This window comes from Burkholderia sp. A2 (genome assembly GCF_001729305.1).
Classification (GTDB): domain Bacteria; phylum Pseudomonadota; class Gammaproteobacteria; order Burkholderiales; family Burkholderiaceae; genus Burkholderia; species Burkholderia sola.
In genome coordinates this window covers 56,979-83,941 of the sequence record NZ_LZXX01000057.1, presented here as the reverse complement: position 1 = coordinate 83,941, position 26,963 = coordinate 56,979, and the positions used below count along the sequence as shown (strand labels likewise).

Sequence of the window (26,963 nt, the reverse complement as noted above, 5' to 3'; positions counted from 1 at the left end):
CATGCGCCAGATCGAACTGCGTCACCTGCGCTACTTCGTCGCCGTCGCCCAGGCCGGCAGCGTGATGGCCGGCGCCCGCGCGGCCGGCATCGTGCAACCCGCGCTGTCGCGGCAGATCCGCGAGCTCGAGGACGCGATCGGCACGCCGCTACTGATCCGTCGCGCGACCGGCGTCACGCTCACGGCGGCCGGGACGAGCTTCCTGCGCGATGCGACCGGCCTGCTCGCGATGCTGCAGGACAGCCGCGAGCGCGCGTTGCGCAGCGCGGCCGGCCAGCTCGGCGAACTGCGGCTCGGCGCGCTGCCGAACTGCCTGCCGTTGCCGGTCGTCGCGAACGTCCTCAAGGCGTTTCGCGACGCGTGCCCGGACGTGAAACTGTCGATCGCGCCGATGCTGTCGGCCGAACAGGCGAGCGCGCTGATGCGCGGCCAGCTCGACGCCGGGATCATGGCGTGGCGTCGCGAGGAAGCGCCGCACCTGACGGGCGTGCGGCTGCTGAGCGACCGCTTCGTGCTCGCGATGCCCGCGCCGCCGGGCGGCCGCTTCGTCGCGCCGCGCACGCTGGCCGACGTCGCGAACGAGCCGTTCGTCTGGTTCGATGCGCAGCGCTCCGCCGCGCACCACCGGTTCCTGATGACGCAATGCGAGCAGGCCGGCTTCACGCCGCGCATCGCGCAGGTCGGCAGCGACATCCCGACGCTGATCGGCCTCGTCGCGGCCGGAATGGGTTGCGCGTTCGTGCCGGAAAGTGCGTCGCCGACCTGCCCGCGCACGGTCCGGCTCGTCGCGCTCGACGCGCTCGCGAGCCGCTTCGACATCGAGTTCGTGTTCGACGGCGCGGCGGCGGCCCCGTCGCCCGTCGTCGCGCGGTTTCTCGCGGCGGTCCGCGACGCGGCCGGCGAACCGGGCTGAACGTACGCCGGGCGCATCGGCGCGCGGCCGGGCGACGCGACCGGCAGCGCCGGCCGATGGACGGAATCGCCTTTCCGCCATCTCGCCGTTTTCGCTGTTTTTGCACACTAAACGACACCGCCGTGTCACCGAAAATTCTTTCAGAACGCCGACAGACGGCGTCACGACGACGCTATTTTCAAATTGACACCCAAAACGGCCGTTTAACGCCGATTCGAATCGTCCTGGCCCGAAATATACTGCCCGCGCATCCAACCCCTCGTGCCAAAGAGAGGATGCGTTTCCGCCCCGGCCACGGACCCCCTGTGGTCGGGGCTTTTTTGCTGTTGCGTGTCGAGTCACGCCCCACACGCCGCCCGCGCGCCGCATTGTTGACATGAAATCAAGATAATTTCGTCTGGATGCGGCTTTTTCCGCAAAAGTAATGCAGGCACACTTCGGGCTGTCCTCAATGGCTTCGTGCCGTTGTCCCCCGCTTACAGGAGCCCGCCGCGTGAACCCCACGACTTCTTCTCCGTCCCGCCCGGGCGGCAGCGCCGCGCTGCCGCTGCTGGCGCTCGCCGCCGGCGCGTTCGGCATCGGCACGACCGAGTTCTCGCCGATGGGCCTGCTGCCCGTGATCGCCGACGGCGTGCACGTGTCGATTCCGCAAGCCGGCATGCTGATCAGCGCGTATGCGATCGGCGTGATGGTCGGCGCGCCGCTGATGACGCTGCTGCTCGCGCGCTGGTCGCGTCGTTCCGCGCTGATCGCGCTGATGTCGATCTTCACGATCGGCAACCTGCTGTCGGCCGCCGCACCCGACTACACGACGCTGCTGCTCGCCCGCCTCGTGACGAGCCTCAACCACGGCGCGTTCTTCGGGCTCGGCTCGGTGGTCGCCGCGAGCCTCGTGCCGCGCGAGAAGCAGGCCAGCGCGGTCGCGACGATGTTCATGGGGCTGACGATCGCGAATGTCGGCGGCGTGCCGGCCGCGACCTGGCTCGGCCAGATCATCGGCTGGCGCATGTCGTTCGCGGCGACCGCCGGCCTGGGCCTGGTCGCGATCGCCGGCCTGTTCGCCGCGCTGCCGAAGGGCGAAGCCGGCAAGATGCCGGACCTGCGTGCCGAACTCTCCGTGCTCACGCGCCCGGTCGTGCTCGGCGCGCTCGCGACGACGGTACTCGGCGCCGGCGCGATGTTCACGCTCTATACGTACGTCGCGCCGACGCTCGCACACCTGACGGGCGCCACGCCCGGCTTCGTGACCGCGATGCTCGTGCTGATCGGCGTCGGCTTCTCGATCGGCAACATCGCGGGCGGGCGCCTCGCCGACCGCTCGCTCGACGGCACGCTGATCGGCTTCCTGTTGCTGCTGATCGCGACGATGGCCGCGTTCCCGCTGCTCGCCGCCACCCATGCAGGCGCCGCCGTCACGCTGCTGGTCTGGGGGATCGCGACGTTCGCGGTGGTGCCGCCGCTGCAGATGCGCGTGATGCGTGCGGCCCACGAAGCGCCGGGCCTCGCGTCGGCCGTCAACATCGGCGCGTTCAATCTCGGCAACGCGGTGGGCGCCGCCGCCGGCGGTGCGGCGATTTCGGCCGGGTTCGGCTACGCGGCGGTGCCGCTCGTCGGCGCGCTGATCGCCGCCGCCGGGCTCGCCCTCGTCATGCTGCAGGTCACGCAGCGCCGCCGCTCGCCGGCCGCCGCGAATTCGTAAGCGCGGGCACGTCGGGACCATCCGGAACCGTCCGCACGCATTCTCACGGCCGCGTCATGCGGCCGTTTTCATTGTCGGCGCGCGGTCGGTTCGACGGCCCGGTCAGCGCCGAGCGGCGAACCCGCCGAAGAACGCGCGTGCGTTCGCGTCGAGACTCTCGAGGTGGTAACCGCCCTCCTGCACGATCACCGTCGGCAAGCCGAGCGCGCCGATCGCGCCGCCGAGTCGGCCGAACCCGTCGGTCGTGACCGCAACCTGCGATTGCGGATCGTCCTTGTAGATGTCGAAGCCGAGCGCGAGCACGAGCGCATCGGGCTGGAAGCGCGTGAGCGCGCGCAGCGCGTCGTCGAGCCGCGCGAAGAACGTCGACTCCGGCGCGCCGTGCGGCATCGGCAGATTGAGGTTGAAGCCGTCGCCGGCGCCCGCGCCCGTCTCTTCCTCGTAGCCCGCGACGACCGGGTAGAAGTTGGTCGGGTCGCCGTGAATCGATACGTACAGCACATCGTCGCGGCCGTAGAAAATCTCCTGCACGCCCTGCCCGTGATGCATGTCGGTATCGAGAATCGCGACGCGGCGATGGCGGCCGAGCAGCGCCTGCGCGGCGATCGCCGCGTTGTTCAGGTAGCAGAAGCCGCCGGCCGCGTCGCGGCGCGCATGATGGCCGGGCGGCCGGCACAGCGCGTAGGCTTCGCGTGCGCCGTCGTTGACGTCGGCCGCCGCGGCCAGCGCACCCTGCGCGGACCAGTACGCCGCGCGCCACGTATTCGCGCCCACCGGGCAACTACCGTCGGCGAGATAGCGCGCGGCTTTCGCGAGCACGCCGCGCAGCGGGTTCGGATCGCGCACGAACACGTTCGACATCACTTCGTCGCCCCAGTCGTCGGGCATCTGCTTCCAGTCGCGGTGCGCGTCCTCGAGAAAGCGCAGGTAGTTCATGTCGTGCACGGCCGCGATCGGCGCGGTGCCGCGGTCGGCCGGCTCGCGCACGTCGAAGTCGAGCGACCGGACGGCCGCGACGAGCCGCGCCGCGCGCTCGGGCACTTCCTGCGGTTCGCGCATCCGGCCGCGCGACAGGTAGCTGCGCGGATGGTGCAGCAATTGTTCGGGATGGAAATAGGTTTTCATCGTAGTCCTCGTCGATTCGCCGGATCAGGCGCCGTGCGCGGCGGCCGCCGCGTCGACGCGCGCCGCGATGCCCGCGCGCGCCAGCACCGCATGGAGCAGTACGTTCGCGCCGCGCGTCACGTCGTCGGGCAATGCGTCCTCGGCTTCGTTGTGCGACAGGCCGTCGACGCACGGAATGAACACCATCGCGGTCGGGAAACGGCGCGCGAGCAGGATCGCATCGTGGCCGGCGCCGCTCACGATCCGCTCGTGCGTGTAGCCGAACGCGGCGGCCGCCCGCGCGACCAGCCCGACGCAATCGGGATCGAACGGCGTCGCGGGGCTGCGCCAGCAGGTGTCGATCGCCACCTGCACGCCGCGCACGACGGCGATGCGAGCGCACGCATCGCGCAGGTCGCGCTCCATCGCGTCGACTTCGGCATCGTCGTGATGACGCAGGTCGACCGTGAACGTCAGCTCGCCGGCGATCGTGTTGCGCGACGCGTTGCGGATGCCGACCCGCCCGATCGTCGCGAGCCCGCGCGGCGCATGGCCGGCGACGATCCGTTCGAGTTCGAGCGCGATCTGCGCACTCGCGAAATACGCGTCCTTGCGATACGGCATCGGCGTCGTGCCGGCGTGCGCGGCCACGCCCGTCACCGTCACGTCGAGCCAGCGGATCGCCTGCCCGCCGGTGACGATGCCGATCGTCGTGCCGTTCGCCTCGAGCACGGGCCCCTGTTCGATATGCGCCTCGAAATACGCGTCGACCGCGCCGCCCGTTGCGCGCGTGCCGCGATAGCCGCATGCGTCGAGCGCCGCGCCGAGCGTGACGCCGTCGGCGTCCTGCTTCGCGAGCGCGTCGTCGAGCGGCAGCGCGCCCGTGAATACGGCCGAGCCGAGCATTGCCGGCGCGAAGCGCGCGCCTTCCTCGTTGGTCCACGACACGATCTCGAGCGGCTTGTCGGTCGCGATGCCCGCGTCGTTCAGCGTGCGCACGAGTTCGAGCGCGGCGAGCACGCCATAGACGCCGTCGAAGCGGCCGCCCTCGGGCTGCGTGTCGAGATGGCTGCCGATCAGCACCGGCGCGGCGTGCGCATCGGCGCCGTCGCGCCGCGCGAACAGGTTGCCGACGGCATCGACGCTCACAGTCAGCCCCGCGTCGCGACACCATTGCGCGAACAGGTCGCGCCCGCGCCGGTCGTCATCGGTGAGCGCGACGCGCCGCACGCCGCCGCGCGGGGTCGCGCCGACGCCCGCCATGTCGGCCAGGCTCTGCCACAGGCGGGCGCCGTCGATTTCAAGCAGGTCGTTCATCGCAATTCCGGATCGATTCGTTCGTTGAGGGTTCAATGCGAGCCGAGCGCTTCGGCGGCGGCCGGCTGCGCGGCGCGGCGCGCATCGAGCGCGACGATGCAGAGCAGCGAGATGCCGGCGAGACACGTGTAGAACACCGCGAGCGGCCACCACTGGCCCGTGAAGCGATGCGCGAGCCATGTGCCGACGAGCGGCGTCAGGCCGCCCGCGATCGCGCCGCAAATCTGGTACGCGAGCGAGATCGCCGAATAGCGCACGTGGGCGGGAAACACGTCGCTGACGAAGCCCGCGATCACCGAATAGAAACCGGCCATGCAGACGACGGCGAGTGCGATGCCGGCGATCAGCGACGCGGACGTCCCGCCCTGCACGAGCATGAACATCGGATACGGCGACAGCATCGCGAGCAGCGCCGCCAGCTTCAGGAAGCGCGCGCCGCCGATGCGCTCCGCGATCCACGCCGCGAGCGGCTGCGCGAAGAACTGGATGATCGCGACCGCGAACAGGCTGTCGAGGATCAGCGAGCGCGACACGCCGACGTACTGCGTCGTGTACGCGATCATGAACGTGTTCGTGAAATAGACGCCCGCGATGCCGATCGTGTTCGCGCCGATGCACAGCAGCACGGGCCCGGACGCGGAACGGAACACTTCCGCGACCGGCAGCTTCACCGTGCGGTTCGCTTCCTTGACCCGCGCGAATTCCGGCGACTCGTTCACACCGAGCCGGATCAGAATCCCGACCACCAGCAGCACCGAGCTCGCGAGGAACGGCAGGCGCCAGCCCCACGCGAGGAAGTCGGCCTTGTCCATCGACGTGGCCGCGCGGAACGCGATCAGCGACAGGATCAACCCCGCCGGGCTGCCGAGCTGCGCGAACGACGCGAAAAACGTGCGGCGCCCCTGCGGCGCATGCTCGCCCGCCATCAGCACCGCGCCGCCCCATTCGCCGCCGACCGCGATCCCCTGCACGATACGCAGCGCGACGAGCAGCACCGGCGCGAGGACGCCGACCTTCGAATAGGCGGGCAACAGCCCGACGCATACGGTCGCGACGCCCATCATCATCAGCGTCGTCATCAGCGCCTTCTTGCGGCCGATGCGGTCGCCGAGATGGCCGAAGATCACGCCGCCGAGCGGACGCGCGAAGAAGCCGACCGCGAACGTCGCGAACGACGCCATCGTGCTGACGAACGGATCGTGCGACGGGAAATAGAGTTCGCCGAACACGAGCGCGGCAGCGGTCGCGTAGATGTAGAAGTCGTACCACTCGATCATCGTGCCGATGAACGCGGCCGTCGCGGCGCGTGCCGGCTGGCGGGCGGAAGGAAGGGACTCAGTCATGCGGGCTCCTGACGCGCGCCGCGGCGGGCGGCACGCAATATCGTGAGGACGGCCGTCTGTCGCGGCCTCGCGCCGCACGCTGCGGCGCCCCTCCTTTATCGGTGGCCGCAAATCATTAGTCAAATTTCAAGTTATTATTCACCATATAAGTTCAACTAATGCCCGCTCGCCGCCCGCCCGGAGACCCGATGCGCCCCGACCTCGCCCCGTTCCTCAACGATCGCCTCGACTGGAACCTGCTGCGCACCTACCTGGTGATCATGCAGGAGCGCAGCGTGAGCCGCGCGGCCGCGCGCCTGCACGTCACGCAGCCGGCCGTGAGCCAGGCGCTGCGGCGGCTCGAGGAGACGCTCGAGCGCCGGCTGATCGAGCGGCGCGGCGCGCACTTCGCGCCGACGCCGGCCGGCGAAGCCGTGTACCGGATCGCGAGCGACATCTACGGCGGCATCTCGCGCCTCGAAACCGAAATCGACGACAGCACCGCCGACCTGACCGGCTCGATCCGGCTGCTGACGGTGAGCCGCATCGAATCGCCCGTCTACGACGAATGCCTCGCGGATTTCCATCGCGCGTATCCGCGTATCGATCTGCAGATCGAAGTGATGCGCTCGTCGGACATTCTTTCCTCGCTGCTGCAGAAGACGGCCACGGCCGGGCTCGGCCTGTGCCGCACGCCGCACGACAAGCTGGAAATGCGGTGCTTCCTGCGCCAGCGCTATGCGATCTACTGCGGCCGCCATCACCGGCTGTTCGGGCAGACGCAATTGCGGATGGACGATCTGCTCGCGGAGAATTTCGTGTCGTTCACGAGCGACCAGATCGGCGACAGCCTGTCGCCGCTCACCGTGTTCCGCGACCAGAAGGGCTTCACGGGGCGCATCGTCGCGTCGTCGCCGAGCCTCGACGAAGTGCGGCGGCTGATCTTCGCGGGCTACGGGATCGGCTGCCTGCCCGAGCACATCGTGCGCGACGACATCGCGCAGCAGCGGCTGTGGCGGTTGCCGCCCGACGACGGGCTCGTCGATGTCGACGTGTTCCTGCTGTGGCATCGCGACCGCAAGATGAATGCGGCGGAGCATGCGTTTCTCGACGCGATGGAGCGCTGCATGCAGCGCTATTCGCTCGCGGAGCGGCTCGGGAAATGACGGCGCGCACGTGCGCGGAGAAAGCGCCGGGCGCATGCGGCCGCGCGCGTCGCGCCGTGTGTGGGCGTCAGAAGCGATGCACGATGCCGAGTTGCACGCCACGCGCATTCGCGCCCGGGTACGCGAGCGGCAGGCCGGGGTTCGCCGCGCCGGCGAGCGTGTAGCCGGCCTGGTTGCGGTTGCGCAGGTACGACAGCGCGCCGTAAAAGCTCGTGCGCTTCGACAGGTCGTACTCGTACATCAGCCCGAGCTGATCTGCATTGTTGCCTTGCGACGACCGGTCGTGCAGGTACGCGTAGCCGAGCGCGACCGCATTCGCCGGGTTGAACTGGTATTTGACCGACAGCCCGTACACGCGCGAATCGATTCCGAGGTCGCCCCACTTCACCGCGGAGAACCCGCCATACACGGTGGCCTTGCCGATCTCGTAAGACGCACCGGCCATGATCGTGCGATCGGTCGTGGTCGCCGCGGCGTTCTTCAACCACTGGCCCGCGACGAATGCGCCGAACGAGCCGTGCTCGTAGGTCAGGTCGAACTGCTGGCTGGAGCCGGCCGAGCGCACGCCGCCCGCCTCGCCGAACCCGAAGTACAGGCCGCCCTGGAAACCGGCGATCTCCGGGCTCTGGTACGACAGCGTATTGCTCGTGCGGAACGCGAACACGGTCAGGTTGTCCATGCCGGACGCCTGCGTGACGCCGCCGAACGCATCCTGCCCGCCCTGGTCGTTGAACAGCGGCGAATTCTGGCGGCCCGCACGCACCTTGCCCCACGGTCCCGCGATGCCGACCCACGCCTGCCGGTTGAACAGGCTGCCGGCGCTCGCAAGCGAGCCGTCGTTCGGATTGAAGCCGTTTTCCAGCGCGAATTCGATCTTCTGGCCGCCGCCGATCTCCTCGCCGCCCTTCAGTCCGAACCGGCTGCCCCACTGGCCGCCCGAGTTGATCGCGGCCGTGTGGCCGTTGCCCGTATTCACGACCTGCGCGAATTCGTCGATCACGCCGTACAGCGTGACGCCGTCCTGCGCGAAGGCGGCTCCCGAACCGACGACGCAAGCGGCCGCGACGGCCATCCGAAGACCGGCATACGCCGGTCGCGCCCGGGAACGATGTCCTCGTGCGTTCATTTTCTTAGTCATGCTATTCAATGAAAGGAGAATGGAACGATGCCGGGCACGGTGGTCTGCCATGCCGGCATCGCGGATAACGAAGATGATGTGCGGTGCGGTTGCCGGTCGCGCCGATTCGGCGCTATCGGGCCGCTCAGGCCGGCGGCAGACCGGCCCGACGAACGACGTGATCCGTCGGTGTCAGACCTCGCCGCGTTCGAGCGGCAGGATCAGGCGTTCGGGAATGCTGCGCCGCGACGCGCGGGCGCCGACGTAATACAGCACGGCCGGCACGACGAGACCGAGGATCCACGAGATGTCGGTGCCGCCGAGCGCATCGACGAGCGGCCCCGTGTAGATGTGCGTCGACATGAACGGCAGTTGCACCAGGATGCCGACCGCGTAGATCGCGATCGCCATCACGTTCCAGCGGCCGTAGCGGCCGTCGGGATCGGACAGCGCCGGCACGTCGTAGCGCGAACGCGTGAAGCAGTAGTAGTCGACCAGGTTGATCGCGCTCCACGGCGTGAAGAACGCGAGCAGGAACAGGATGAACGCGGTGAATTCCTTCAGGAACGAATGACGGCCCGCGAGCGCGATCAGCGTCGATACGCAGATCATCCCGAAGATGTACACGAGGCGGCTCTTCGACGATACCGCCCCCTTGCCGCGAAAGCCGCTGACGATCGTCGCCATCGACATGAAGCTGCCGTACGCGTTGAGCGCCGTCACCGTCACCTTGCCGAACGCGATGCTGAAGTACAGCAGCGCGGCCACGGCACCCGTCGAGCCGAGGCCGACGATGTACGCCACTTCATGGTGCGCGAACTGGCTGCCGGCGAGCGCGGCCGCGAACACACCGAACACCATTGCCGCCTGTGCGCCGATCACCGAGCCGAGACCGACCGCGAGAAACGTCGCGACCGACGACGTCGAACGCGGCAGGTAGCGCGAATAGTCGGCCACGTACGGGCCGAACGCGATCTGCCACGACGCGGACAGCGACATCGCGAGCAGGAAGCTCGCGAGCGAAAAATGCTTGTTCGCGAGCAGCGCGCCGATGTCGTGGTTCGCGAACAACTGCGCGAACATGTAGACGAACGCGACGATGCCGACCACGCTCGCGATCCGGCCGACGAAGTGGATCGCGCGATAGCCGAACACGGTCAGCACGACGATCACGGCCGCGAACAGCAGGATGCCGGCCGCGTCGTCGACGTGCAGCAGTTGCGCGACGGCTTGCCCGGCCAGTACCGAGCCGCTCGCGGAAAAGCCGATGTACATCAGGCACACGAGCACGATCGGGATCATCGCGCCATACACGCCGAACTGCACGCGGCTCGAGATCATCTGCGGCAGCCCGAGCTGCGGCCCCTGCGCGCCGTGCAGCGCCATCACCGCGCCGCCGACGAGCTGGCCGAGCAGCAGCGCGACCAGCGACCAGAACACGTCGCCGCCGAGCACGACCGCGAGCGCGCCCGTGACGATGGCCGTGATCTGCATGTTCGCCGACAGCCACAGCGTGAACTGGCTCAGCAGGCCGCCGTGGCGCTCGGCGTCGGGAATGAAGTCGATCGAGCGTACCTCGATCAGTCCGCCGGCTTTTCCACTGGAATTCGTTGACACGGGTCAATCTCCAAAATACTCAGGACCACACATGGTTTGAACGGGACAGGAAGCTGCGAGCCGCCCTTTCGGCTCGGCGGATGCGGGGCGCCGTGGATCGCCGGCATGCGCCACGCACGCACGGTCTGCATGCTGGCGCGCAAGCGGCACGACGTGTGCCGACATTGCCAGCGGATGATCTTGTATATACAACTTGCGAGATATCGGTGATTACCCGGAATCAAGCGATTTTCGAAATCGTCCGAGTCATTGCGGCACGCCAGGGCAGCATTGCCGCAAGCCGGATGTCGGAAAAATGAAAGTTCGGCCTGCCCGGGGGCCCGGTCGGGCGCAGCGGTCACCACACGGGAAACGCAGCCGATCAGTCGGACGGGCGCGCCCGCACCGCATCAGACCAGCCGCTCGGATGCGACGACCTGCACGCCCGGCCGTGCGTCGATCGCCGCGTCGAGCAGCGCGCGCGCAATCCGCGGTGCGGGATTCACGCGCCACTTCGCCGGCAGCACCGGCGCGGCGGCGCTCAGCGCGAACACGAACAGCCGCTCGCCGAACCGGAACTCGTCGCGGCTGCCGCCGATCAGGCCCGGTCGCACGTACGTGAGCGAATCGAAGCCGACGCCGGCGAGCGCCTGCTCGACCTCGCCCTTCACGCGGTTGTAGAAGATCCGCGACGCAGCATCGGCGCCGAGCGCGGAATTCAGCACGTAGGTCGGCGTGCCGTGCCGATGCGCGAGCCGCGCGACCGCGAGCGGATAGTCGTGATCGACGCGCCGGAAAGCCGCCTGCGAACCGGCGGCCCGCATCGTGGTGCCGAGCGTGCAGATCACGGCATCCGCGTGCCACCAGTCGGCCGTATCGGGCAAATGGTCGAAATCCACTTCCAGCGCGCGCATCTTTGGATGCGGCGTCAACGGCCGGCGCGCGAGGACGATCACCTGATCGATCCGCGCATCGGCCAGCGCGACGTCGAGAACGTGGCGCCCGACGAGTCCGGTCGCGCCGACGAGCAGCAGTTTCATGTCGGTTTTTCCGTGTGGAGCCTGCGTTGGCGGACCGAGGCGGCCCGGTTTCCGGCTATCGACATGATCGTCGGCCGGCGCCACGCCGACAACCCTCCACTCGTCTCGAAAAATTACGGCGCTGTCGGGCGCGATCCCGCGCGAGCGGATGCCGATTGAAACAACATGAAGTCCATCAGACGCCGCAAGCGCCGCCGATACGTGCGTGACGCACCGGCGGCGCCCCGTCAGGCGATTACGTCAGATATGCAGCGCGTGTCCGAGCGCGCGCAACGCCGCTTCCTGCAGCGCTTCGCCGAGCGTCGGATGCGCGTGGATCGTGCCGCCGATGTCCTCCAGCCGCGCACCCATTTCGAGCGACTGCGAGAAAGCCGCGGCCAGCTCCGACACCCCGCGCCCGACCGCCTGCCAGCCGACGATCAGATGATTGTCGCGCCGCGCGACGACGCGCACGAATCCGTCGGTCGCCTGCAACGTCATTGCCCGCCCGTTCGCCGCGAACGGGAACGACGCGCTCAGACAATCGACGCCGGCCGCGTGTGCATCGTCCGGCGACCAACCGGCCGTCACGATTTCGGGATCGGTGAAACACACGGCCGGAATCGACGCGGGCGTGAACCGGCGACGCCGGCCGGCGATCAGCTCGGCCACCATCTCGCCTTGCGCCATCGCGCGATGCGCGAGCATCGGCTCGCCCGCGACGTCGCCGATCGCCCACACGTTGCGCATCGAGGTCCGGCATGTGTCGTCGATCCGCAGCGCGCGGCCGTTGCGATCGAGCATCAGCGATTCGAGCCCGAACCCGTCGACGCGCGGCCGACGGCCCACGGCAACCAGCACGCGGTCGGCCGGCAGCGTCTGTTCGGCGCCATCGGCCGCCTGCACGCGCACCGCGCCGTGCGCGTCCAGGCCGAGCACCTTGTGGCCGAGCCACAGCCGCACGCCGAGCCGCGCGAGCGAATCGGCAACCGGCCGCACGAGTTCGGCATCGTATGCAGGCAGCACGCGCTCGGCCGCTTCGACGACGCTGACGTCGACGCCGAGCTTCCGATAGACGATCCCGAGTTCGAGCCCGATGTAGCCGGCCCCGACGACGACGAGCCGCTTCGGCAGCGTCGCGGGCGACAGCGCTTCGGTCGATGACACGACGTGCCCGCCGAACGGCATCGACGGCAGTTCGACCGGTTCGGACCCGGTCGCGAGCAACAGGTGCTCGCAACCTATCCGCACCGTATGGCCGCCGCCGACGACCTCGACGGTCTTGCCGTCGACCACGCGCGCTTCGCCGTGCAGTACGCGCACGCCGTTCTTCTTGAGCAGCGCGCCGACGCCGCGCGTCAGCCGGTCGACGATGCCGTCCTTCCATGCGACGCTTTTCGCGATGTCGATCTCCGGCGTGCGCACGCGGATCCCGAGCGCCCCTTCGCCGGCATGGCCGCACGCCTGTTCGAACGCGTCGGCCACGTGGATCAGCGCCTTCGACGGAATGCAGCCGATGTTCAGGCACGTCCCGCCGAGCCGGTCGCGCTCGACGAGCACCGTCGGAATGCCGAGCTGCCCCGCGCGGATCGCGGCGACGTAGCCGCCCGGGCCGCCGCCGATGACGAGCAGTGTGGTGTGTTCGTTCTTCATCGGCTCACTCCACGAACAGCAATGCCGGGCGTTCGAGCACCGCGCGCACGGCCTGGATGAATTCGGCCGCGTCCGCGCCGTCGACGACGCGATGATCGAACGACGACGACAGGTTCATCATCTTGCGCGCGACGACCGCGCCGTCGCGGATCATCGGCCGCTCGACGATCCGGTTCACGCCGACGATGCCCACTTCCGGATGATTGATCACCGGCGTCGACACGATGCCGCCGAGCGCGCCGAGGCTCGAGATCGTGATCGTCGATCCGCTCAGCTCGTCGCGCTGAGCACGGTTCGCGCGCACCGCGTCGGCAAGCCGCGCGATTTCCGCCGAGATCGACCACACGTCGCGCGCTTCCGCATGGCGCAGCACGGGCACCGTGAGGCCGCCGTCCGTCTGAGTCGCGACGCCCATGTGCACCGCACCGTAGCGCGTGACCACACCCGCTTCGTCGTCGAAGCGCGCGTTGATCTGCGGGAAGTCGCGCAGCGCGATCACCATCGCGCGGATCAGCAGCGGCAGCGGCGTGAGCTTGCCGCGCGTGTCGCCGTGGCGGCGGTTCAGTTCCGTGCGCAACGATTCGAGCTCGGTCACGTCGATTTCCTCGACGTAGCTGAAGTGCGGAATGCGGCGCTTCGCTTCCTGCATCTTGCGCGCGATCGCGCGCCGCAGGCCGATCACCGGCACTTCGGTTTCGTCGTGGCGTTCGTCGTAGCCGCGCGGTTGCGATGCGCGCGCCGTGCCGCCGCCGGACCCTGCATACGCATCGAGATCCGCGTGCAGGATCCGGCCGGCCTCACCGGTGCCGCGTACGTAGCGCAGCTCGATGCCCATGTCCCACGCGCGCTGACGCACGGCCGGCGACGCGAGCGGCCGTTCGCCCGGCGCGCGCGCCGCGCGCGGCTGCGCGGCCGGTTCGTCGCGGCGCGGTTGCGCCGGTGCGCGAGGCGCTGCGGGCTGCACAGGCGGCTCGGCCGGCACGTCCGCCACCGGCTTCGACGGCGTCGCCGCCGCGACCGGTGCGGTTGCTACCTTTGTTTCCCGCACCGGTGCCGCGGCCTTCAGGTTGCCGTCGCCTTCGACTTCCAGCCGAATCAGCTCGCTGCCGACCGCCATCATCTCGCCGATCCGGCCGCCCAGTTCGATCACCTTGCCCGTCACCGGCGACGGAATCTCGACCGCCGCCTTGTCGGTCATCACGTCGGCGAGCGGCTGGTCTTCCTTGATCGTCTGCCCGACTTCCACATGCCAGGCCACCAGTTCGACCTCGGCGATCCCCTCGCCGATATCCGGCATCTTGATGACATGAATCCCCATCTCACGCCTCCATCACGCGTCGCAACGCTTCACCGACCCGGGTCGGCCCCGGAAAGTACGCCCATTCCTGCGCATGCGGATACGGGGTGTCCCAGCCCGTCGTGCGCTCGACCGGCGCTTCGAGGTGGTAGAAGCAGTGTTCCTGGACCAGCGACACGAGCTCCGCGCCATAGCCGCAGGTGCGCGTCGCCTCGTGCACCACGACGCAGCGCCCGGTCTTGCGCACCGACGCGACGACCGTGTCGAGATCGAGCGGCCACAGCGTGCGCAGGTCGATCACTTCCGCGTCGATACCCGTCTCCTCCGCCGCGGCGAGCGACACGTGCACGGTCGTGCCGTAGGTGAGCACGGTCACGTCGTTGCCGGGCCGCACGACGGCGGCCGTATCGAGCGGCACCGTGTAGTAGCCTTCCGGCACCGCGCTCGCCGGATGCTTGAGCCACGACGTGACGGGCCGTTCGTGATGGCCGTCGAACGGCCCGTTGTACAGCCGTTTCGGTTCGAGGAAGATCACCGGATCGTCGTTCTCGATCGACGCGATCAGCAGCCCTTTCGCGTCGTACGGATTCGACGGCATCACCGTGCGCAGCCCGCACACCTGCGTGAACATCGCCTCCGGGCTCTGGCTGTGCGTCTGCCCCCCGTAGATCCCGCCGCCGCACGGCATCCGGATCGTCATCGGCGCGGTGAACTGGCCGGCCGATCGATAGCGCAGCCGCGCGCCTTCCGACACGATCTGGTCGGATGCCGGGTAGAAATAGTCGGCGAACTGGATCTCGCAGACGGGCCGCAGTCCGTACGCGCCCATCCCGACCGCCGCGCCGACGATCCCGCCTTCGGAGATCGGCGCATCGAACACGCGCGATTTCCCGTATTTGTTCTGCAGTCCTTCGGTGCAGCGGAACACGCCGCCGAAATAGCCGACGTCCTGCCCGAACACGACCACATCGCCGTCGCGCCCGAGCATCACGTCCATCGCGGAGCGCAGCGCCTGGATCATCGTCATCGGCTGCGTCGCCGTCCCTGTCTCGTGTTGCGCCATGATCACGCTCCCAGTTCCTGACGCTGACGGCGCAGGTGCGCGGGCAGCTCCTTGTAGACGTCGTCGAACATCGAGGCCGGCGACGGAATCCGGTCGTCGGCCAGCGTCCCGTATTTCTCCGCTTCCTTCTGCGCGGCGATCACCTCGGCCTCGAGCTCGGCCGTCAATGCGTCGTGCGCGCTGTCCGACCAGATGCCCTTGACGATCAGGTGACGCTTGAAGCGCTCGATCGGATCGCCGAGCGGGAAATGGGACCAGTCGTCGCTCGGCCGGTACTTGGTCGGATCGTCCGACGTCGAATGCGCGCCCGCGCGGTAGGTCACCCACTCGATCAGCGTCGGGCCGAGGTTGCGGCGCGCGCGTTCGGCCGCCCAGCTCGACGCCGCGTAGATCGCGAGGAAGTCGTTGCCGTCGACGCGCAGCGATGCGATCCCGCAGCCGACGCCGCGCCCGGCGAAGGTCGTGCCCTCGCCGCCCGCGATCGCCTGGAACGTCGAGATCGCCCACTGGTTGTTGACCACGTTCAGCACGACCGGCGCGCGGTACACGTGCGCGAACGTCAGCGCGGTATGGAAATCGGCTTCGGCCGTCGCGCCGTCGCCGATCCACGCGGACGCGATCTTCGTGTCGCCCTTGATCGCCGACGCCATCGCCCAGCCAACCGCCTGGATGAACTGCGTCGCGAGGTTGCCGGAAATGGAGAAGAAGCCGGCTTCGCGGTCCGAGTACATCACCGGAAGCTGGCGACCCTTCAGCGGATCGCCTTCGTTCGACATCAGCTGGCAGATCATCCGCTCGAGCGGCACGTCGCGCGCGATCAGGATGCTCTGCTGCCGGTAGGTCGGAAAGCACATGTCGCCATCGCGCAGCGCCATCGCATGCGCGGTGCCGATCGCCTCCTCGCCGAGGCTCAACATGTAGAAGGAGATTTTCTTCTGGCGCTGCGCGATCATCATGCGCGCGTCGAAAATGCGGGTCTTGAGCATCGCGCGCAGCCCGGCGATCAGCCGCGCATCGTCGAGATCGGGGGCCCACGGGCCGACGGCCTTGCCGCTGTCGTCGAGCACGCGCACGAGGCTGCGGGCGAGATTGGCGGTGTCCGCCGCGGCTACGTCGATCGGCGGGCGGCGGACGGCGCCGGCCGGCGATAGATGCAGATAGGAAAAATCCGTCTTGCAGCCCGGGCGCCCGGTGGGCTCCGGCACATGCAGACGCAATGGCTCTGACAGGCTCATCGTGTCGTCTCCACGCTCGATTGTGTCTCACGCTGTTTGGGAACGCGCGGGCCGGTTGCCGGCCCGCGCGCGAGCTGACGCGCGGATAAGCGCGTCAACCTTGGAAATCTATGCCTGGCAGCGGCGCACGTCGATGCCCAAGCCGCTCGTTCGTCGTGAGCAGATTTGCCATGGCCGATCGAGGCGGCGCGTGAGTGCGGCGGGGAGTCGGCGCGGGACGGGTTTGCTGTGGTGCAGGGTCGCCGGGCCGGCGAAGAGCGGGCCTCGGGGGCGCGAACGGATCGGCGTGTCCCGATCGTGTGAGGGTACGAAGCCAAAGACCTCGCGAAATCCTGGATCTTCGCGAGGTCTTGCGTCGGGTGCGGGTGCCTGTGCGCGTGGTTTGCCTGCCTGCTGCGGCGCGCGATCGATCACGCGTCGGGACGGAAGAGGTCGAAGCGGCTGTCGGGCGTCACGTGCACATAGGCCGACGGGCCGCCCGCGCGAAGAATGATGCCCGCGCCGAACGTGTCGAAGATGCCGTCCTTCAGCAAGTCATGGCGGATATGAACCGCGACGACCTCGCCCAGCACCAGCGTGGCCGGCGTTTCGACGCCGCGATGATCGCGCAGCCGGATCACGTCGGTCACCTTGCATTCGAAGTTCACGCCGCTTTCCGCGACACGCGGCACGTCGACGAGCCGTGACGGCACCGCAGTCAGGCCGCCGAGTTCGAACTCGTTTACGTCGTATGGCACGGCGGCGCAGGTCTGGTTCATCCGCTCGGCCAGATCGCGCGTCGCGAGGTTCCACACGAACTCGCCGGTCTCCTGCACGTTGCGCACGCTGTCCTTCGCGGCGGTGCTCGAAAAGCCGATGATCGGCGGCCGATAGTTGAACGCGTTGAAGAAGCTGTACGGCGCGAGGTTCAGCGTGCCGTCGCTGCCGCGGGATGAAATCCAGCCGATCGGGCGCGGTCCGATGATCGCGTTCAACGGGTCGTGCGGCAGGCCGTGGCCTTGCGACGGTTCGTAATAGTGATGGGTCGAGTCGGTCATGACGGGTGGTCTTGCGAGACGCAAACGATGAGGGAGGCTGTCAGCGGAACGCGTTGGCCGTGGCGACGCAGGCGTCCGGTGCGACGTGCGTGCCAGTATCACATGGCGCGGTTTTCTGCGCAGTGAAGCGCATCGCGAGCCGCGCGGGCGTGCCGCTGCATGTGCGTGCGCCCAATAAAAAACCCGCGAGCGCTGCATTTCTCGCGGGTTTTTTACGCCTTCGTCGAATCGAATCGCGTCGCATCAACGCAATCGATGGTGCCGGGGACCGGACTCGAACCGGCAAGCCAGTTAAGGCGGCGGATTTTCGTCACACTGCTTCTTTCAAAGCCGGCGTCGCGTGCGCGAACCGTTCGTGCGCTGGACTATGCCTTCACCGTCGCGCGCGGGCGTGACCGCTGCCCGTGCGCCTTAGGCGCCCCCCGTCTAGTCTCTACACCTTCCTCGCGGATGCCGCGAGGCTTGGCTCGGCGTTGCCTCGATGCACACATCAGGGGTTTCGCCGAATTTGAAGGGTTCTGCACCGACCGTTTCCGACCGGGCACTCAATCGTTTAAGTCCGCTATGTTTACCAATTTCATCACCCCGGCAAGAGGGCGGACGCGATTCTACCATTGCTTGCGCATGCGTTCCCTTATTCCGCCGCGCCGCATCGCGATACCGGCCGTCATCGCGTCGCTTGCTCCCCGGCGTTCGACGCCGATACCGCACCGACACCCCACGGCCCGCCGATTTCGTCCCGCGCCGCGACCTGCCCCGATACAATCGACCGCGCGTCGTCCGACGACCTCAACCGTCTGACATTTGTGTCGTGCTTTTCGCGAAACAAGCGTCGCGTGCGTCATCGCGAAGTCACAAACGTTTTCGATAATTCCCCGGCCGAAAACGTTTACATCGCATGACTTCATGACCTCGACCATCAAGGACGTCGCCGCCCTCGCGGGCTTCTCGATCGCCACCGTTTCGCGTGCGATCAACGCGCCGCATACCGTCAGCCCCGCCACGCTGCAGACGATCCGCACCGCCATCGACACGCTGCAGTTCCGCCCGAGCCCGCTCGGCCGGCAACTGCGCGGCGAGCGCACGCGGCTCGTCGGCGTCGTCGTGCCGACGCTGTCGAACCCCGTGTTCGCCGACTGTCTGCAAGGCATCGACGAACTCGCGACCGCGGCCGGTTTCAAGCTGATCCTGATGACGACCGAATACGACGCGGCGCGCGAGCGTCATGCGATCGAGACGCTGCGCGAACAGCGCGTCGAAGGGCTGATCCTCACCGTCGCCGATGCGGACACGCATCCGCTGCTCGACATGCTCGACCGCGACGGCCCGCATTACGTGCTGATGCACAACGACACGCAGCGCCGTCCGTCGGTGTCGGTCGACAACCGCCTTGCCGCGTATGACGGCGTGCAACGGCTGACCGCGCACGGCCATCGCCGCGTGCTGATGCTGGCCGGTTCGCTCGCCGCGTCGGACCGGGCGCGCCAGCGTCATCTCGGTTATGCGCAGGCGCTGGAGGAAGCCGGCGTGGCGCCGCTGCCGCCCGTCGAAGTCGACTTCAATGCACCCGAGCTGCCCGATGCGGTGCTCGCGCATCTGACCGCGCACGCCACGCGCCCGACCGCCCTCTTCTGCAGCAACGACCTGCTCGCGATGGTCGTGATGCGCGGCCTGCGCCGCGCGGGTTTCTCGATTCCCGACGACCTGTCGGTGCTCGGCTTCGACGGAATCGCGATCGGCGAGCTGCTTGCGCCGCCGCTCGCGAGCGTCGCGACGCCGAACCGCGACATCGGCCGCCACGCGTGGCAGCGTCTCGTCGAATGCATCGGCGGCGCCGCGATCGACCGCACGTCGACGATCCTGCCGCATGCGGTGCGCGACGGCGCGACGATCGCACCGCCGGCCACCGACCTGCACCTGCGCAAGGCCTGATCGCAACACACGCGCGCCACGCACACCGATCACCACACCACACCAGCGCCACCCTACTCGCCCGGAGATTCACCGTGTCCTTTCGCCTGACCTCGCTGCTGCGCGCGCTTGCCGCGCCGCTCGCCTTTGCCGCGCTCGTCGCCGGCGCCCCCGCAGCCCATGCCGACGAAACGGCGATCTGCTACAACTGCCCGCCCGAATGGGCCGACTGGGCCGCGCAGATCGCCGCGATCAAGCAGAAGACCGGCATCCGCGTGCCGTCCGACAACAAGAACTCCGGCCAGGCGATCGCGCAGCTGATCGCCGAGCAGAAGAGCCCGGTGGCCGACGTCGTCTACCTCGGCGTGTCGTCGGCGTTCCAGGCGAAGGACAAGGGCGTGATCGCGCCGTACAAGCCCGCGCACTGGAACGACATCCCCGCGAACCTGAAGGACCCGCAAGGCTACTGGTTCGCGATCCACTCGGGCACGCTCGGCTTCTTCGTGAACAAGGACGCGCTCGACGGCAAGCCGGTGCCGCGTTCGTGGGCCGACCTGCTGAAGCCCGAATACAAGGGCATGGTCGGCTATCTCGATCCGTCGAGCGCGTTCGTCGGCTATGCGGGCGCGGTCGCCGTCAACCAGGCGCTCGGCGGCAGCCTCGACAACTTCAAGCCGGGCCTCGACTGGTTCCGCAAGCTGAAGGCGAACGCGCCGATCGTGCCGAAGCAGACAGCCTATGCGCGCGTGCTGTCCGGCGAGATTCCGATCCTGCTCGACTACGACTTCGATGCGTATCGCGCGAAATACAAGGACAACGCGAACGTCGAGTTCGTGATTCCAAAGGAAGGCACGATCGCGGTGCCGTACGTGATGAGCCTCGTGAAAGGCGCGCCGCACGATGCGAACGGCAAGAAGGTGCTCGACTTCGTGCTGTCCGACGAAGGCCAGAAACTGTGGGCCAACGCCTACCTGCGCCCGGTGCGCGCGCAGACGCTCGGCGCCGACATCGCCGCGAAGTTCCTGCCGGCGAGCGAATACGCGCGGGCGAAACCGGTCGACTTCGGCAAGATGGCGGCCGGCCAGCAGGCGTTCGGCCAGCAGTACCTGCAGATCATGCAGTAAGCCGCGGGACGCAACCGATGCTCGACCTGACTTTTCCGCTGCGCTGGCGCATCGCGCTCGTCGCGCCGGCGCTGGCGGTATTCGCCGCGTTCTGGCTGCTGCCGATGGCTTCGCTCGTGCAGGTATCCGCCGACGGCGCCTTCTTCTCGCACTACGCGGCGCTGCTCGGCAATGCGCGCTACATGAAGAGCCTCGGCGAGACGGTTGCGCTGTCCGCGGGCGTCACGCTCGTGACGCTCGCGCTGTCGACGATCTCGGGCCTCCTGCTCGCGCGCCGCGAATTCGCCGGCAAGCGCGTGCTGCTCGCGCTGCTGACGTTTCCGCTCGCGTTCCCGGGTGTCGTCGTCGGCTTCATGGTGATCATGCTCGCCGGACGCCAGGGGCTGATCGGCATGCTGTCGGCGAAGCTCACCGGCGACAAATTCGTGTTCGCGTATTCGGTGGCCGGCCTGTTCATCGGCTACCTGTACTTCTCGATTCCGCGCGTGATCGTCACCGTGATCGCGGCCGCGTCGAAGCTCGACGCGTCGCTCGAGGAAGCCGCGCGTTCGCTCGGCGCGTCGCCGTGGCGGATCTTCGTCGACATCGTATTGCCCGCGCTCGCGCCGGGCCTGATCGCGGCCGGCGCGATCTGCTTCGCGACCGCGATGGGCGCGTTCGGCACAGCGTTCACGCTCGCCACCGACCTGAACGTGCTGCCGATGACGATCTATACCGAGTTCACGCTGAACGCGAACATCGCGACGGCGGCCGGCCTGTCGATCGTGCTCGGCATCGTCACCTGGGCCGTGCTCGCGCTCGCGCGCCGCTTCACCGGTCACACCGCCGCCGCCGCGGCCTGAGGATTTACGCATGCAATCGCTTTCCGGCTCTTCCGCGCCGTCGCCGGCACCCGCTCCAGCTCCGTTGCACCCGGCACGCGCCGCCCGGCATGCGCCGCGCGTCGCCGGCGCGCGGGCGATCGCCGCGCTCCAATGGGGCGTCACGCTGCTGCTGTGCGCGTTCCTGATCGTGCCCGTCGTGATGTCGGTGCTCGCGGGGTTGACCGTCAACTATTTCCGCGGCCTGTCGAGCGGCCTCACGCTGCGCTGGCTCGAACAGGTGTGGCAGCAGTATCACGGCTCGGTCGCGCTGTCGCTCTACGTCGCGTTCGCGACGCTCGCGATCGCGCTCGTCGTCGGCGTGCCGGCCGGCTATGCGCTCGCGCGCAGCAAGGGCCGCATCGCGCGTGCGATCGAGGAAGCGCTCGTGCTGCCGGTCGCGCTGCCGGGGCTGGCTTCGGCGCTCGCGCTGCTGGTCGTGTACGGCGGCTTCACCGCGTTCCGGATGAGCCTGTGGTTCATCGTCGTCGGCCACGTCGTGTTCACGCTGCCGTTCATGGTGCGCGCGGTCGCAGCGGTTGCGGCCGGCGCCGACCTGCGCACGCTCGAGGAAGGCGCGGCGAGCCTCGGCGCGTCGTTCGTCACGCGCTTCGTCACGATCGTGCTGCCGAACCTGCGGCCGGGCATCGTCGCCGGTGCGCTCGCGGTGCTCACGCTGTCGATCGGCGAGTTCAACCTCACGTGGATGCTGCATACGCCCGACACCAAGACGCTGCCGGTCGGGCTCGCCGATACCTATGCATCGCTGCGCCTCGAAGTCGGCAGCGCGTACACGATCCTGTTCCTGCTGATGACGCTGCCGCTGCTCGTCGCGATGCAGTGGCTTGGCGTCGATCCGTCCGGTACGCGCGCGCTCAAAAAGCGCCCGCGCTGAAATTTTCGTAGACATGAAACTCGATTCCACTCCCATTACCCTGACCGGCTGCGCAAAGACGTTCCGCGGCACACGCGTGCTCGAACCGCTCGACCTGTCGATCGGCGCAGGCGAAACGCTCGTGCTGCTCGGGCCGTCGGGCTGCGGCAAGACCACCACGCTGCGCCTGATCGCGGGCCTCGACACGCCGGACGCCGGCGGCACGATCGCGTTCGGCGACGACGACGTCACCGCACTGCCGATCGAGCGCCGGCAAGTCGGCATGGTGTTCCAGAACTACGCGCTGTTTCCGAACCTGACGGTGCGCGGCAACGTCGGCTACGGGCTGAAGATCCGCAAGACCGAGCCGCGTGCGCTGCGCGAACGCGTCGACGAACTGCTCGCGATGATGCGGCTCGACGCACATGCGGACAAACCGGTCGACCAACTGTCGGGCGGCCAGCGCCAGCGTGTCGCGCTGGCGCGCGCGCTCGCGGTGCGGCCGCGCGTGCTGCTGCTCGACGAACCGCTGACCGCGCTCGACGCGAAGCTGCGCGACGTGCTGCGCCGCGACATGAACGCGCTGCTGCGCGAGCTCGGCGTGACGACCGTCTACGTGACGCACGACCAGGCCGAAGCGATGGAGCTCGGCGACCGGATCGTCGTGATGGGCGCGGGCCGCATCGAGCAGATCGGCACGCCGCGCGAGATCTACTACCAGCCCGCGAACCGCACGGTCGCGCAGTTCATCGGCACGCTGAACCGGCTGGCGGGCCAGTGGCGCGACGGCGCGCTCGAAACGACCGGCGGCGCGATCGTTACGCCGCATGCGGCCGACGAGTGGTTCTTCCGCCCCGAGGATGCGCAGCTCGCCGATCCCGCGCATGCGCCGCTGCGCGGCGCGGTCGGCGCGTGCGCGTTCCTCGGCGAACGCACGCGGCTCACGATCGAGCATGCGGCGCCCGACGCGCTCGTGATCGACGTGCCGGGCCGCATCGCGCTCGCGCGCGGCACGGCGGTCGGCCTCACGATCGCGCCGGAAGGCCTGATCGCGCTCGGCGCGTAAGCCGTCGATCCGGCATCATCCAGGCAGCACCCCACGCGGCGCACGCGGCCGCGACAACAACCCGACGATTCCGAGGAACGACGATGCTGCTTGCTCAAATCAGCGATCTCCACATCAAGCGGCCGGGCCAGCTCGCGTACCGGCGCGTCGACACGGCGGCCGCGCTCGCGCGCTGCGTCGAGAAACTGAACGCCCTCGTGCCGCGCCCCGACGCCGTGCTCGTCACCGGCGACCTGACCGACTTCGGCCACGACGAAGAGTACGGCAACCTGCGCGGGCTGCTCGACGCGCTCGAGATTCCGTATTACCTGATGATCGGCAATCACGACGACCGCGCCGGTTTGCGCCGCGCGTTCGGCGATCGTGCCGAGCTGCAGGACGGCGAATTCGTGCAGTACGCGCTCGACGTCGGCGCGGTGCGCGTGCTCGCGCTCGATTCGCAGGTGCCGGGCGCGAGCCACGGCGACCTGTGCGACGCCCGGCTCGCGTGGCTCGCCGCGCAGCTCGACGCCGCGCGCGACCGGGCGGTGATCGTCGCGCTGCATCACCCGCCGTTTGCGTCCGGCATCGGGCACATGGACAAGCTGCGTCTCGCGCCCGCCGCCGCCGCGAAACTCGATGCGCTGCTGCGCGGCCATCCGAACGTCGAGCGCGTGCTCTGCGGTCACGTGCACCGCACGATGTTCACACGCTTCGGCGGCACGCTCGCGTGCGCGGTGCCATCGCCCGCGCACCAGGTCGCATTCGACTTGCGAGTTGATGGGCCGTCCGCGTTTCGGCTCGAACCGCCGGCATTCGCGGTTCATCGTCATGCACCCGATACGGGGATGATGTCGCATCACGTCTATGTGGACGAAGGCGCGGGACCGTATCCGTTCTACGAGCCGACGGGCGAGCTGGTCGACTGACGACGTGAAGCGCGTACCGTGACGGGCGGCCGGTTATGCCGGTTATGCCGGTTATGCCGCCGGCAGGATTCGCGTCGCTCCGGTATGATCGGCAGCCTCGACCGGCGCCCGGCCTGACTGCGCACCCGATGCGTGCGCCGCCTGCCGCGCCGCCCACTCCGTTGCCGCCGCCATGTCCACCGCCTCCACCGACCGTCCGACCGACGCCCCCTCGCCCCACTATTCGCGCGGCCTGCTGTTGCTGCTCGCGACGATCGCGGGCGTCTCGGTCGCGAACATCTATTACAACCAGCCGTTGCTCGACAGCTTCCGCGCGTCCTTTCCGGACGGCGCGTCATGGATCGGCGTGGTACCGACCGCGACGCAGCTCGGCTATGCGGCCGGCATGTTCCTGCTCGCGCCGCTCGGCGACCGCTTCGATCGCCGCGGGCTGATCCTGCTGCAGATCGCCGGGCTGTCGATCGCGCTGATCGCGGCGGCCGCCGCGCCGTCGCTCGTCGTACTCGCGTTCGCGAGCCTCGCGATCGGCATCCTCGCGACCATCGCGCAGCAGGCCGTGCCGTTCGCCGCCGAAATCGCGCCGCCGGCCGAACGCGGCCACGCGGTCGGCACCGTGATGAGCGGCCTGCTGCTCGGCATCCTGCTCGCGCGTACCGCCGCCGGCTTCGTCGCCGAGTATTTCGGCTGGCGCGCGGTGTTCGCCGCCTCGGTCGCGGCGCTCGTCGCGCTCGCCGTCGTGATCGTGCTGCGGCTGCCGCGCAGCTCGCCGACGTCGACGTTGTCGTACGGCAAGCTGCTCGGCTCGATGTGGCATCTGGCCGCCGAACTGCGCGGGCTGCGCGAGGCATCGCTGACGGGCGCCGCGCTGTTCGCGGCGTTCAGCGCGTTCTGGCCGGTGCTCACGCTGCTGCTCGCCGGCGCGCCGTTCCATCTCGGCCCGCAGGCAGCCGGCCTGTTCGGAATCGTCGGAGCCGCGGGCGCGCTCGCCGCACCGTATGCGGGCCGCTCCGCGGACACACGCGGCCCGCGCGCAGTCATCTCGCTCGCGATCGCGCTGCTCGCGCAGTCGTTCGTGATCTTCGCGTTGTCGGGTTCGAGCCTCGTCGGGCTCGTGATCGGCGTGATCGTGCTCGACGTGGGCGTACAGGCCGCGCAGATCTCGAACCAGTCGCGCATCTATGCGCTGAAGCCGGAGGCGCGCAGCCGCGTGAACACGGTGTACATGGTGTGCTATTTCATCGGCGGCGCGCTCGGCTCGTCGGTCGGCGTCGCCGCATGGCGCGCGTTCGGCTGGACCGGCATGTGCGCGGCCGGCCTGCTGTTTACCGCGCTCGCCGGCTGGTCCCACCATCGCGGCGGCCGGCGCGGCTGAGCGCGGCCGGCCGCCGCTGCGTCACGCGTCGGTGCGCGAGGCGGCCGTCTCGGCGGTGGCGGGCGGCGGCGCGAACGCCGGGGCCGGGTCGATCACCGCGGCGGGATCCATCACCGCCGCGGGCGTCGGCACCGCGAGCGGGACGGCGGACGGCGCGAGGATGGGCGCCGCATCCGGCGTGGCGATCGGCTCGGCGACAGCAGAAGCGTCCGCCGTCGCCGCCTGCTCGGCCGCCACGGCCGGCGAACTGGCAGCCGCGGCGGCGGCGGCCGGCCGGCGCGCCGGATCGAACACGAACGACAACCCGACGCTGCCGAGGATCGCGACGGTCGCGACGACCGTCGCCATCGTCACCGGCTCGCCCAGCAGCAGCGCACCGAGCGCGACCGCGACGATCGGGTTCACGTACATGCAGCTGCTTGCGATGATCGGGCTCGTGTGGCGGATCAGGTAGCCGTACGCGACGTACGCGGCCATCGTGCAGAACACCATCAGGTACACGAACGCGAACACCGGCCCGACTGCCAGCTGTTCGACGCGTTCGCCGAGCAGCCACGCGACGATCGTCGACATCAGGCCGCCGAGGCCGATCTGCAGCGACGTCGACAGGAACAGGTCGGACGGCAGCTTGAGCCGCGTCGCGAGATGCGCGCCGCCCGCCCAGAATAGCGCGCCGGCCAGCACGCAAATCGTGCCGAGCGCCGAGTTCGAGGCGGCCGAACCGCCCGAATTCAGCACGACGATGCCGACCATCCCGAGCGCGACGGCCGCCCATTCGCCCTTGGTCACCGGCCGCCCGGCGACCGCCGCGATCACGGTCGCGAACAGCGGCACCGTGGCGACCATCACCGCGGCCGACCCGCTGCTGACCGTGCGCATGCCGAGCGCGATCGTGCCGGACGACAGCGCGACGAGCATCGTGCCGACGATCGCCGAGTTGCGGATTTCCAGCAGCGTCGGCCATTCGGGCTTGCGCCGCAGCGCGAAGATGAACAGGCCGATCCCGCCGAGCAGGTTGCGCAGCCCCGACAGCAGCAGCGGCGGGAACGACTGCAGCGCGAAATGCAGCCCGCTGTAGGTCGAACCCCAGACGAAATAGATGAAGACGAGCGCCAGCGCCACGCGCCCGCCGCGGCTTTGCGGCAGGCGCAGCGGATGGCGGGCGAAGAAATCGAGGAATCGATCGAGCGGGCCCATCGTCAGCCTGCCCGCGCGGCGCGCCGCGTGCCCCGCTTAAAGACGCCGGGACAACCGGCAAATGGCCCGGACGGGGCCAGGACAGCGGGGGCAAGCGTGCGGAACGACATGAC

At 68.9% G+C, this 26,963-nt stretch carries 22 protein-coding genes; 10 read left to right on the top strand and 12 right to left on the bottom strand.

Annotated features, from left to right (window positions below):
• The first annotated feature begins 1 nt into the window (after position 1).
• Positions 2–913, top strand: a complete 912-nt coding sequence (locus A9Z05_RS04635) for a LysR family transcriptional regulator (protein WP_069617078.1) — start codon at positions 2–4, stop codon at positions 911–913.
• A 493-nt stretch (positions 914–1,406) separates the two neighbouring features.
• Positions 1,407–2,612 (top strand): MFS transporter, encoded by a 1,206-nt coding sequence (locus A9Z05_RS04630; RefSeq protein ID WP_089434805.1) that lies wholly within the window; start codon positions 1,407–1,409, stop codon positions 2,610–2,612.
• Positions 2,613–2,714: 102 nt separating this feature from the next.
• Here the strand turns inward: A9Z05_RS04630 and A9Z05_RS04625 are convergent, their stop codons facing one another.
• Genes A9Z05_RS04625 through A9Z05_RS04615 form a run of 3 tightly spaced genes read right to left on the bottom strand, consistent with a single transcriptional unit; the run spans position 2,715 to position 6,376 of the window.
• On the bottom strand, positions 2,715–3,737 hold the full coding sequence (locus tag A9Z05_RS04625) for a histone deacetylase family protein (RefSeq protein ID WP_069617076.1): 1,023 nt from the start codon (positions 3,735–3,737) through the stop codon (positions 2,715–2,717).
• 24 nt (positions 3,738–3,761) lie between these two features.
• Complete coding sequence (locus A9Z05_RS04620) at positions 3,762–5,033, bottom strand: Zn-dependent hydrolase (RefSeq protein ID WP_069617075.1); 1,272 nt, start codon at positions 5,031–5,033, stop codon at positions 3,762–3,764.
• 32 nt (positions 5,034–5,065) lie between these two features.
• Positions 5,066–6,376 (bottom strand): MFS transporter, encoded by a 1,311-nt coding sequence (locus A9Z05_RS04615; RefSeq protein ID WP_069617074.1) that lies wholly within the window; start codon positions 6,374–6,376, stop codon positions 5,066–5,068.
• A 188-nt stretch (positions 6,377–6,564) separates the two neighbouring features.
• On the opposite strand from A9Z05_RS04615, the gene A9Z05_RS04610 reads away from it, so the two are divergent.
• Complete coding sequence (locus tag A9Z05_RS04610) at positions 6,565–7,521, top strand: LysR family transcriptional regulator (protein WP_069617073.1); 957 nt, start codon at positions 6,565–6,567, stop codon at positions 7,519–7,521.
• A gap of 67 nt (positions 7,522–7,588) precedes the next feature.
• Here the strand turns inward: A9Z05_RS04610 and A9Z05_RS04605 are convergent, their stop codons facing one another.
• The 8 genes from A9Z05_RS04605 to A9Z05_RS04570 all read right to left on the bottom strand — a co-directional run bounded on the left by A9Z05_RS04605 (position 7,589) and on the right by A9Z05_RS04570 (position 17,538).
• The gene (locus tag A9Z05_RS04605) at positions 7,589–8,659 is read right to left on the bottom strand and encodes a porin (protein ID WP_069617072.1); all 1,071 of its coding nucleotides are present in this window, start codon (positions 8,657–8,659) and stop codon (positions 7,589–7,591) included.
• A 171-nt stretch (positions 8,660–8,830) separates the two neighbouring features.
• On the bottom strand, positions 8,831–10,255 hold the full coding sequence (locus A9Z05_RS04600) for a cytosine permease (RefSeq protein WP_069617071.1): 1,425 nt from the start codon (positions 10,253–10,255) through the stop codon (positions 8,831–8,833).
• Between the two features lie 389 nt (positions 10,256–10,644).
• The gene (locus tag A9Z05_RS04595; protein ID WP_069617070.1) at positions 10,645–11,274 is read right to left on the bottom strand and encodes an NAD(P)H-binding protein; all 630 of its coding nucleotides are present in this window, start codon (positions 11,272–11,274) and stop codon (positions 10,645–10,647) included.
• A 240-nt stretch (positions 11,275–11,514) separates the two neighbouring features.
• Complete coding sequence (lpdA, locus tag A9Z05_RS04590) at positions 11,515–12,906, bottom strand: dihydrolipoyl dehydrogenase (protein ID WP_069617069.1); 1,392 nt, start codon at positions 12,904–12,906, stop codon at positions 11,515–11,517.
• A 4-nt stretch (positions 12,907–12,910) separates the two neighbouring features.
• Entirely contained in the window at positions 12,911–14,224 is a 1,314-nt protein-coding gene (locus A9Z05_RS04585) for a dihydrolipoamide acetyltransferase family protein (protein WP_069617068.1), read from the bottom strand.
• A 1-nt stretch (position 14,225) separates the two neighbouring features.
• A complete protein-coding gene (locus A9Z05_RS04580) occupies positions 14,226–15,266 on the bottom strand; it encodes an alpha-ketoacid dehydrogenase subunit beta (protein ID WP_069617067.1) in 1,041 nt (346 codons plus the stop codon).
• Positions 15,267–15,268: 2 nt separating this feature from the next.
• A complete protein-coding gene (locus A9Z05_RS04575) occupies positions 15,269–16,501 on the bottom strand; it encodes a 3-methyl-2-oxobutanoate dehydrogenase (2-methylpropanoyl-transferring) subunit alpha (protein WP_059573914.1) in 1,233 nt (410 codons plus the stop codon).
• 410 nt (positions 16,502–16,911) lie between these two features.
• Entirely contained in the window at positions 16,912–17,538 is a 627-nt protein-coding gene (locus tag A9Z05_RS04570; RefSeq protein WP_069617066.1) for a flavin reductase family protein, read from the bottom strand.
• 906 nt (positions 17,539–18,444) lie between these two features.
• Between A9Z05_RS04570 and A9Z05_RS04565 the strand changes: the two genes are divergently transcribed.
• From A9Z05_RS04565 to A9Z05_RS04535, 7 genes are all read left to right on the top strand, one after another.
• The gene (locus tag A9Z05_RS04565) at positions 18,445–19,470 is read left to right on the top strand and encodes a substrate-binding domain-containing protein (RefSeq protein WP_069617065.1); all 1,026 of its coding nucleotides are present in this window, start codon (positions 18,445–18,447) and stop codon (positions 19,468–19,470) included.
• Between the two features lie 74 nt (positions 19,471–19,544).
• On the top strand, positions 19,545–20,573 hold the full coding sequence (locus A9Z05_RS04560; RefSeq protein ID WP_069617064.1) for an ABC transporter substrate-binding protein: 1,029 nt from the start codon (positions 19,545–19,547) through the stop codon (positions 20,571–20,573).
• Between the two features lie 17 nt (positions 20,574–20,590).
• Positions 20,591–21,415 (top strand): ABC transporter permease, encoded by an 825-nt coding sequence (locus A9Z05_RS04555; protein WP_069617063.1) that lies wholly within the window; start codon positions 20,591–20,593, stop codon positions 21,413–21,415.
• 10 nt (positions 21,416–21,425) lie between these two features.
• Positions 21,426–22,328 (top strand): ABC transporter permease, encoded by a 903-nt coding sequence (locus A9Z05_RS04550; protein WP_069617062.1) that lies wholly within the window; start codon positions 21,426–21,428, stop codon positions 22,326–22,328.
• 13 nt (positions 22,329–22,341) lie between these two features.
• Entirely contained in the window at positions 22,342–23,373 is a 1,032-nt protein-coding gene (locus tag A9Z05_RS04545; RefSeq protein WP_069617061.1) for an ABC transporter ATP-binding protein, read from the top strand.
• A gap of 83 nt (positions 23,374–23,456) precedes the next feature.
• Entirely contained in the window at positions 23,457–24,281 is an 825-nt protein-coding gene (locus A9Z05_RS04540) for a phosphodiesterase (protein WP_069617060.1), read from the top strand.
• A gap of 172 nt (positions 24,282–24,453) precedes the next feature.
• Positions 24,454–25,653 carry an MFS transporter gene (locus tag A9Z05_RS04535; RefSeq protein ID WP_069617059.1) on the top strand — a complete coding sequence of 400 codons (1,200 nt, stop codon included), beginning with the start codon at positions 24,454–24,456 and terminating at the stop codon, positions 25,651–25,653.
• 21 nt (positions 25,654–25,674) lie between these two features.
• Here A9Z05_RS04535 and A9Z05_RS04530 read toward each other — a convergent pair whose 3' ends face one another.
• Positions 25,675–26,850, bottom strand: coding sequence for an EamA family transporter (locus tag A9Z05_RS04530; RefSeq protein WP_069617058.1), 1,176 nt, complete (start codon positions 26,848–26,850; stop codon positions 25,675–25,677).
• Positions 26,851–26,963: the final 113 nt, after the last annotated feature.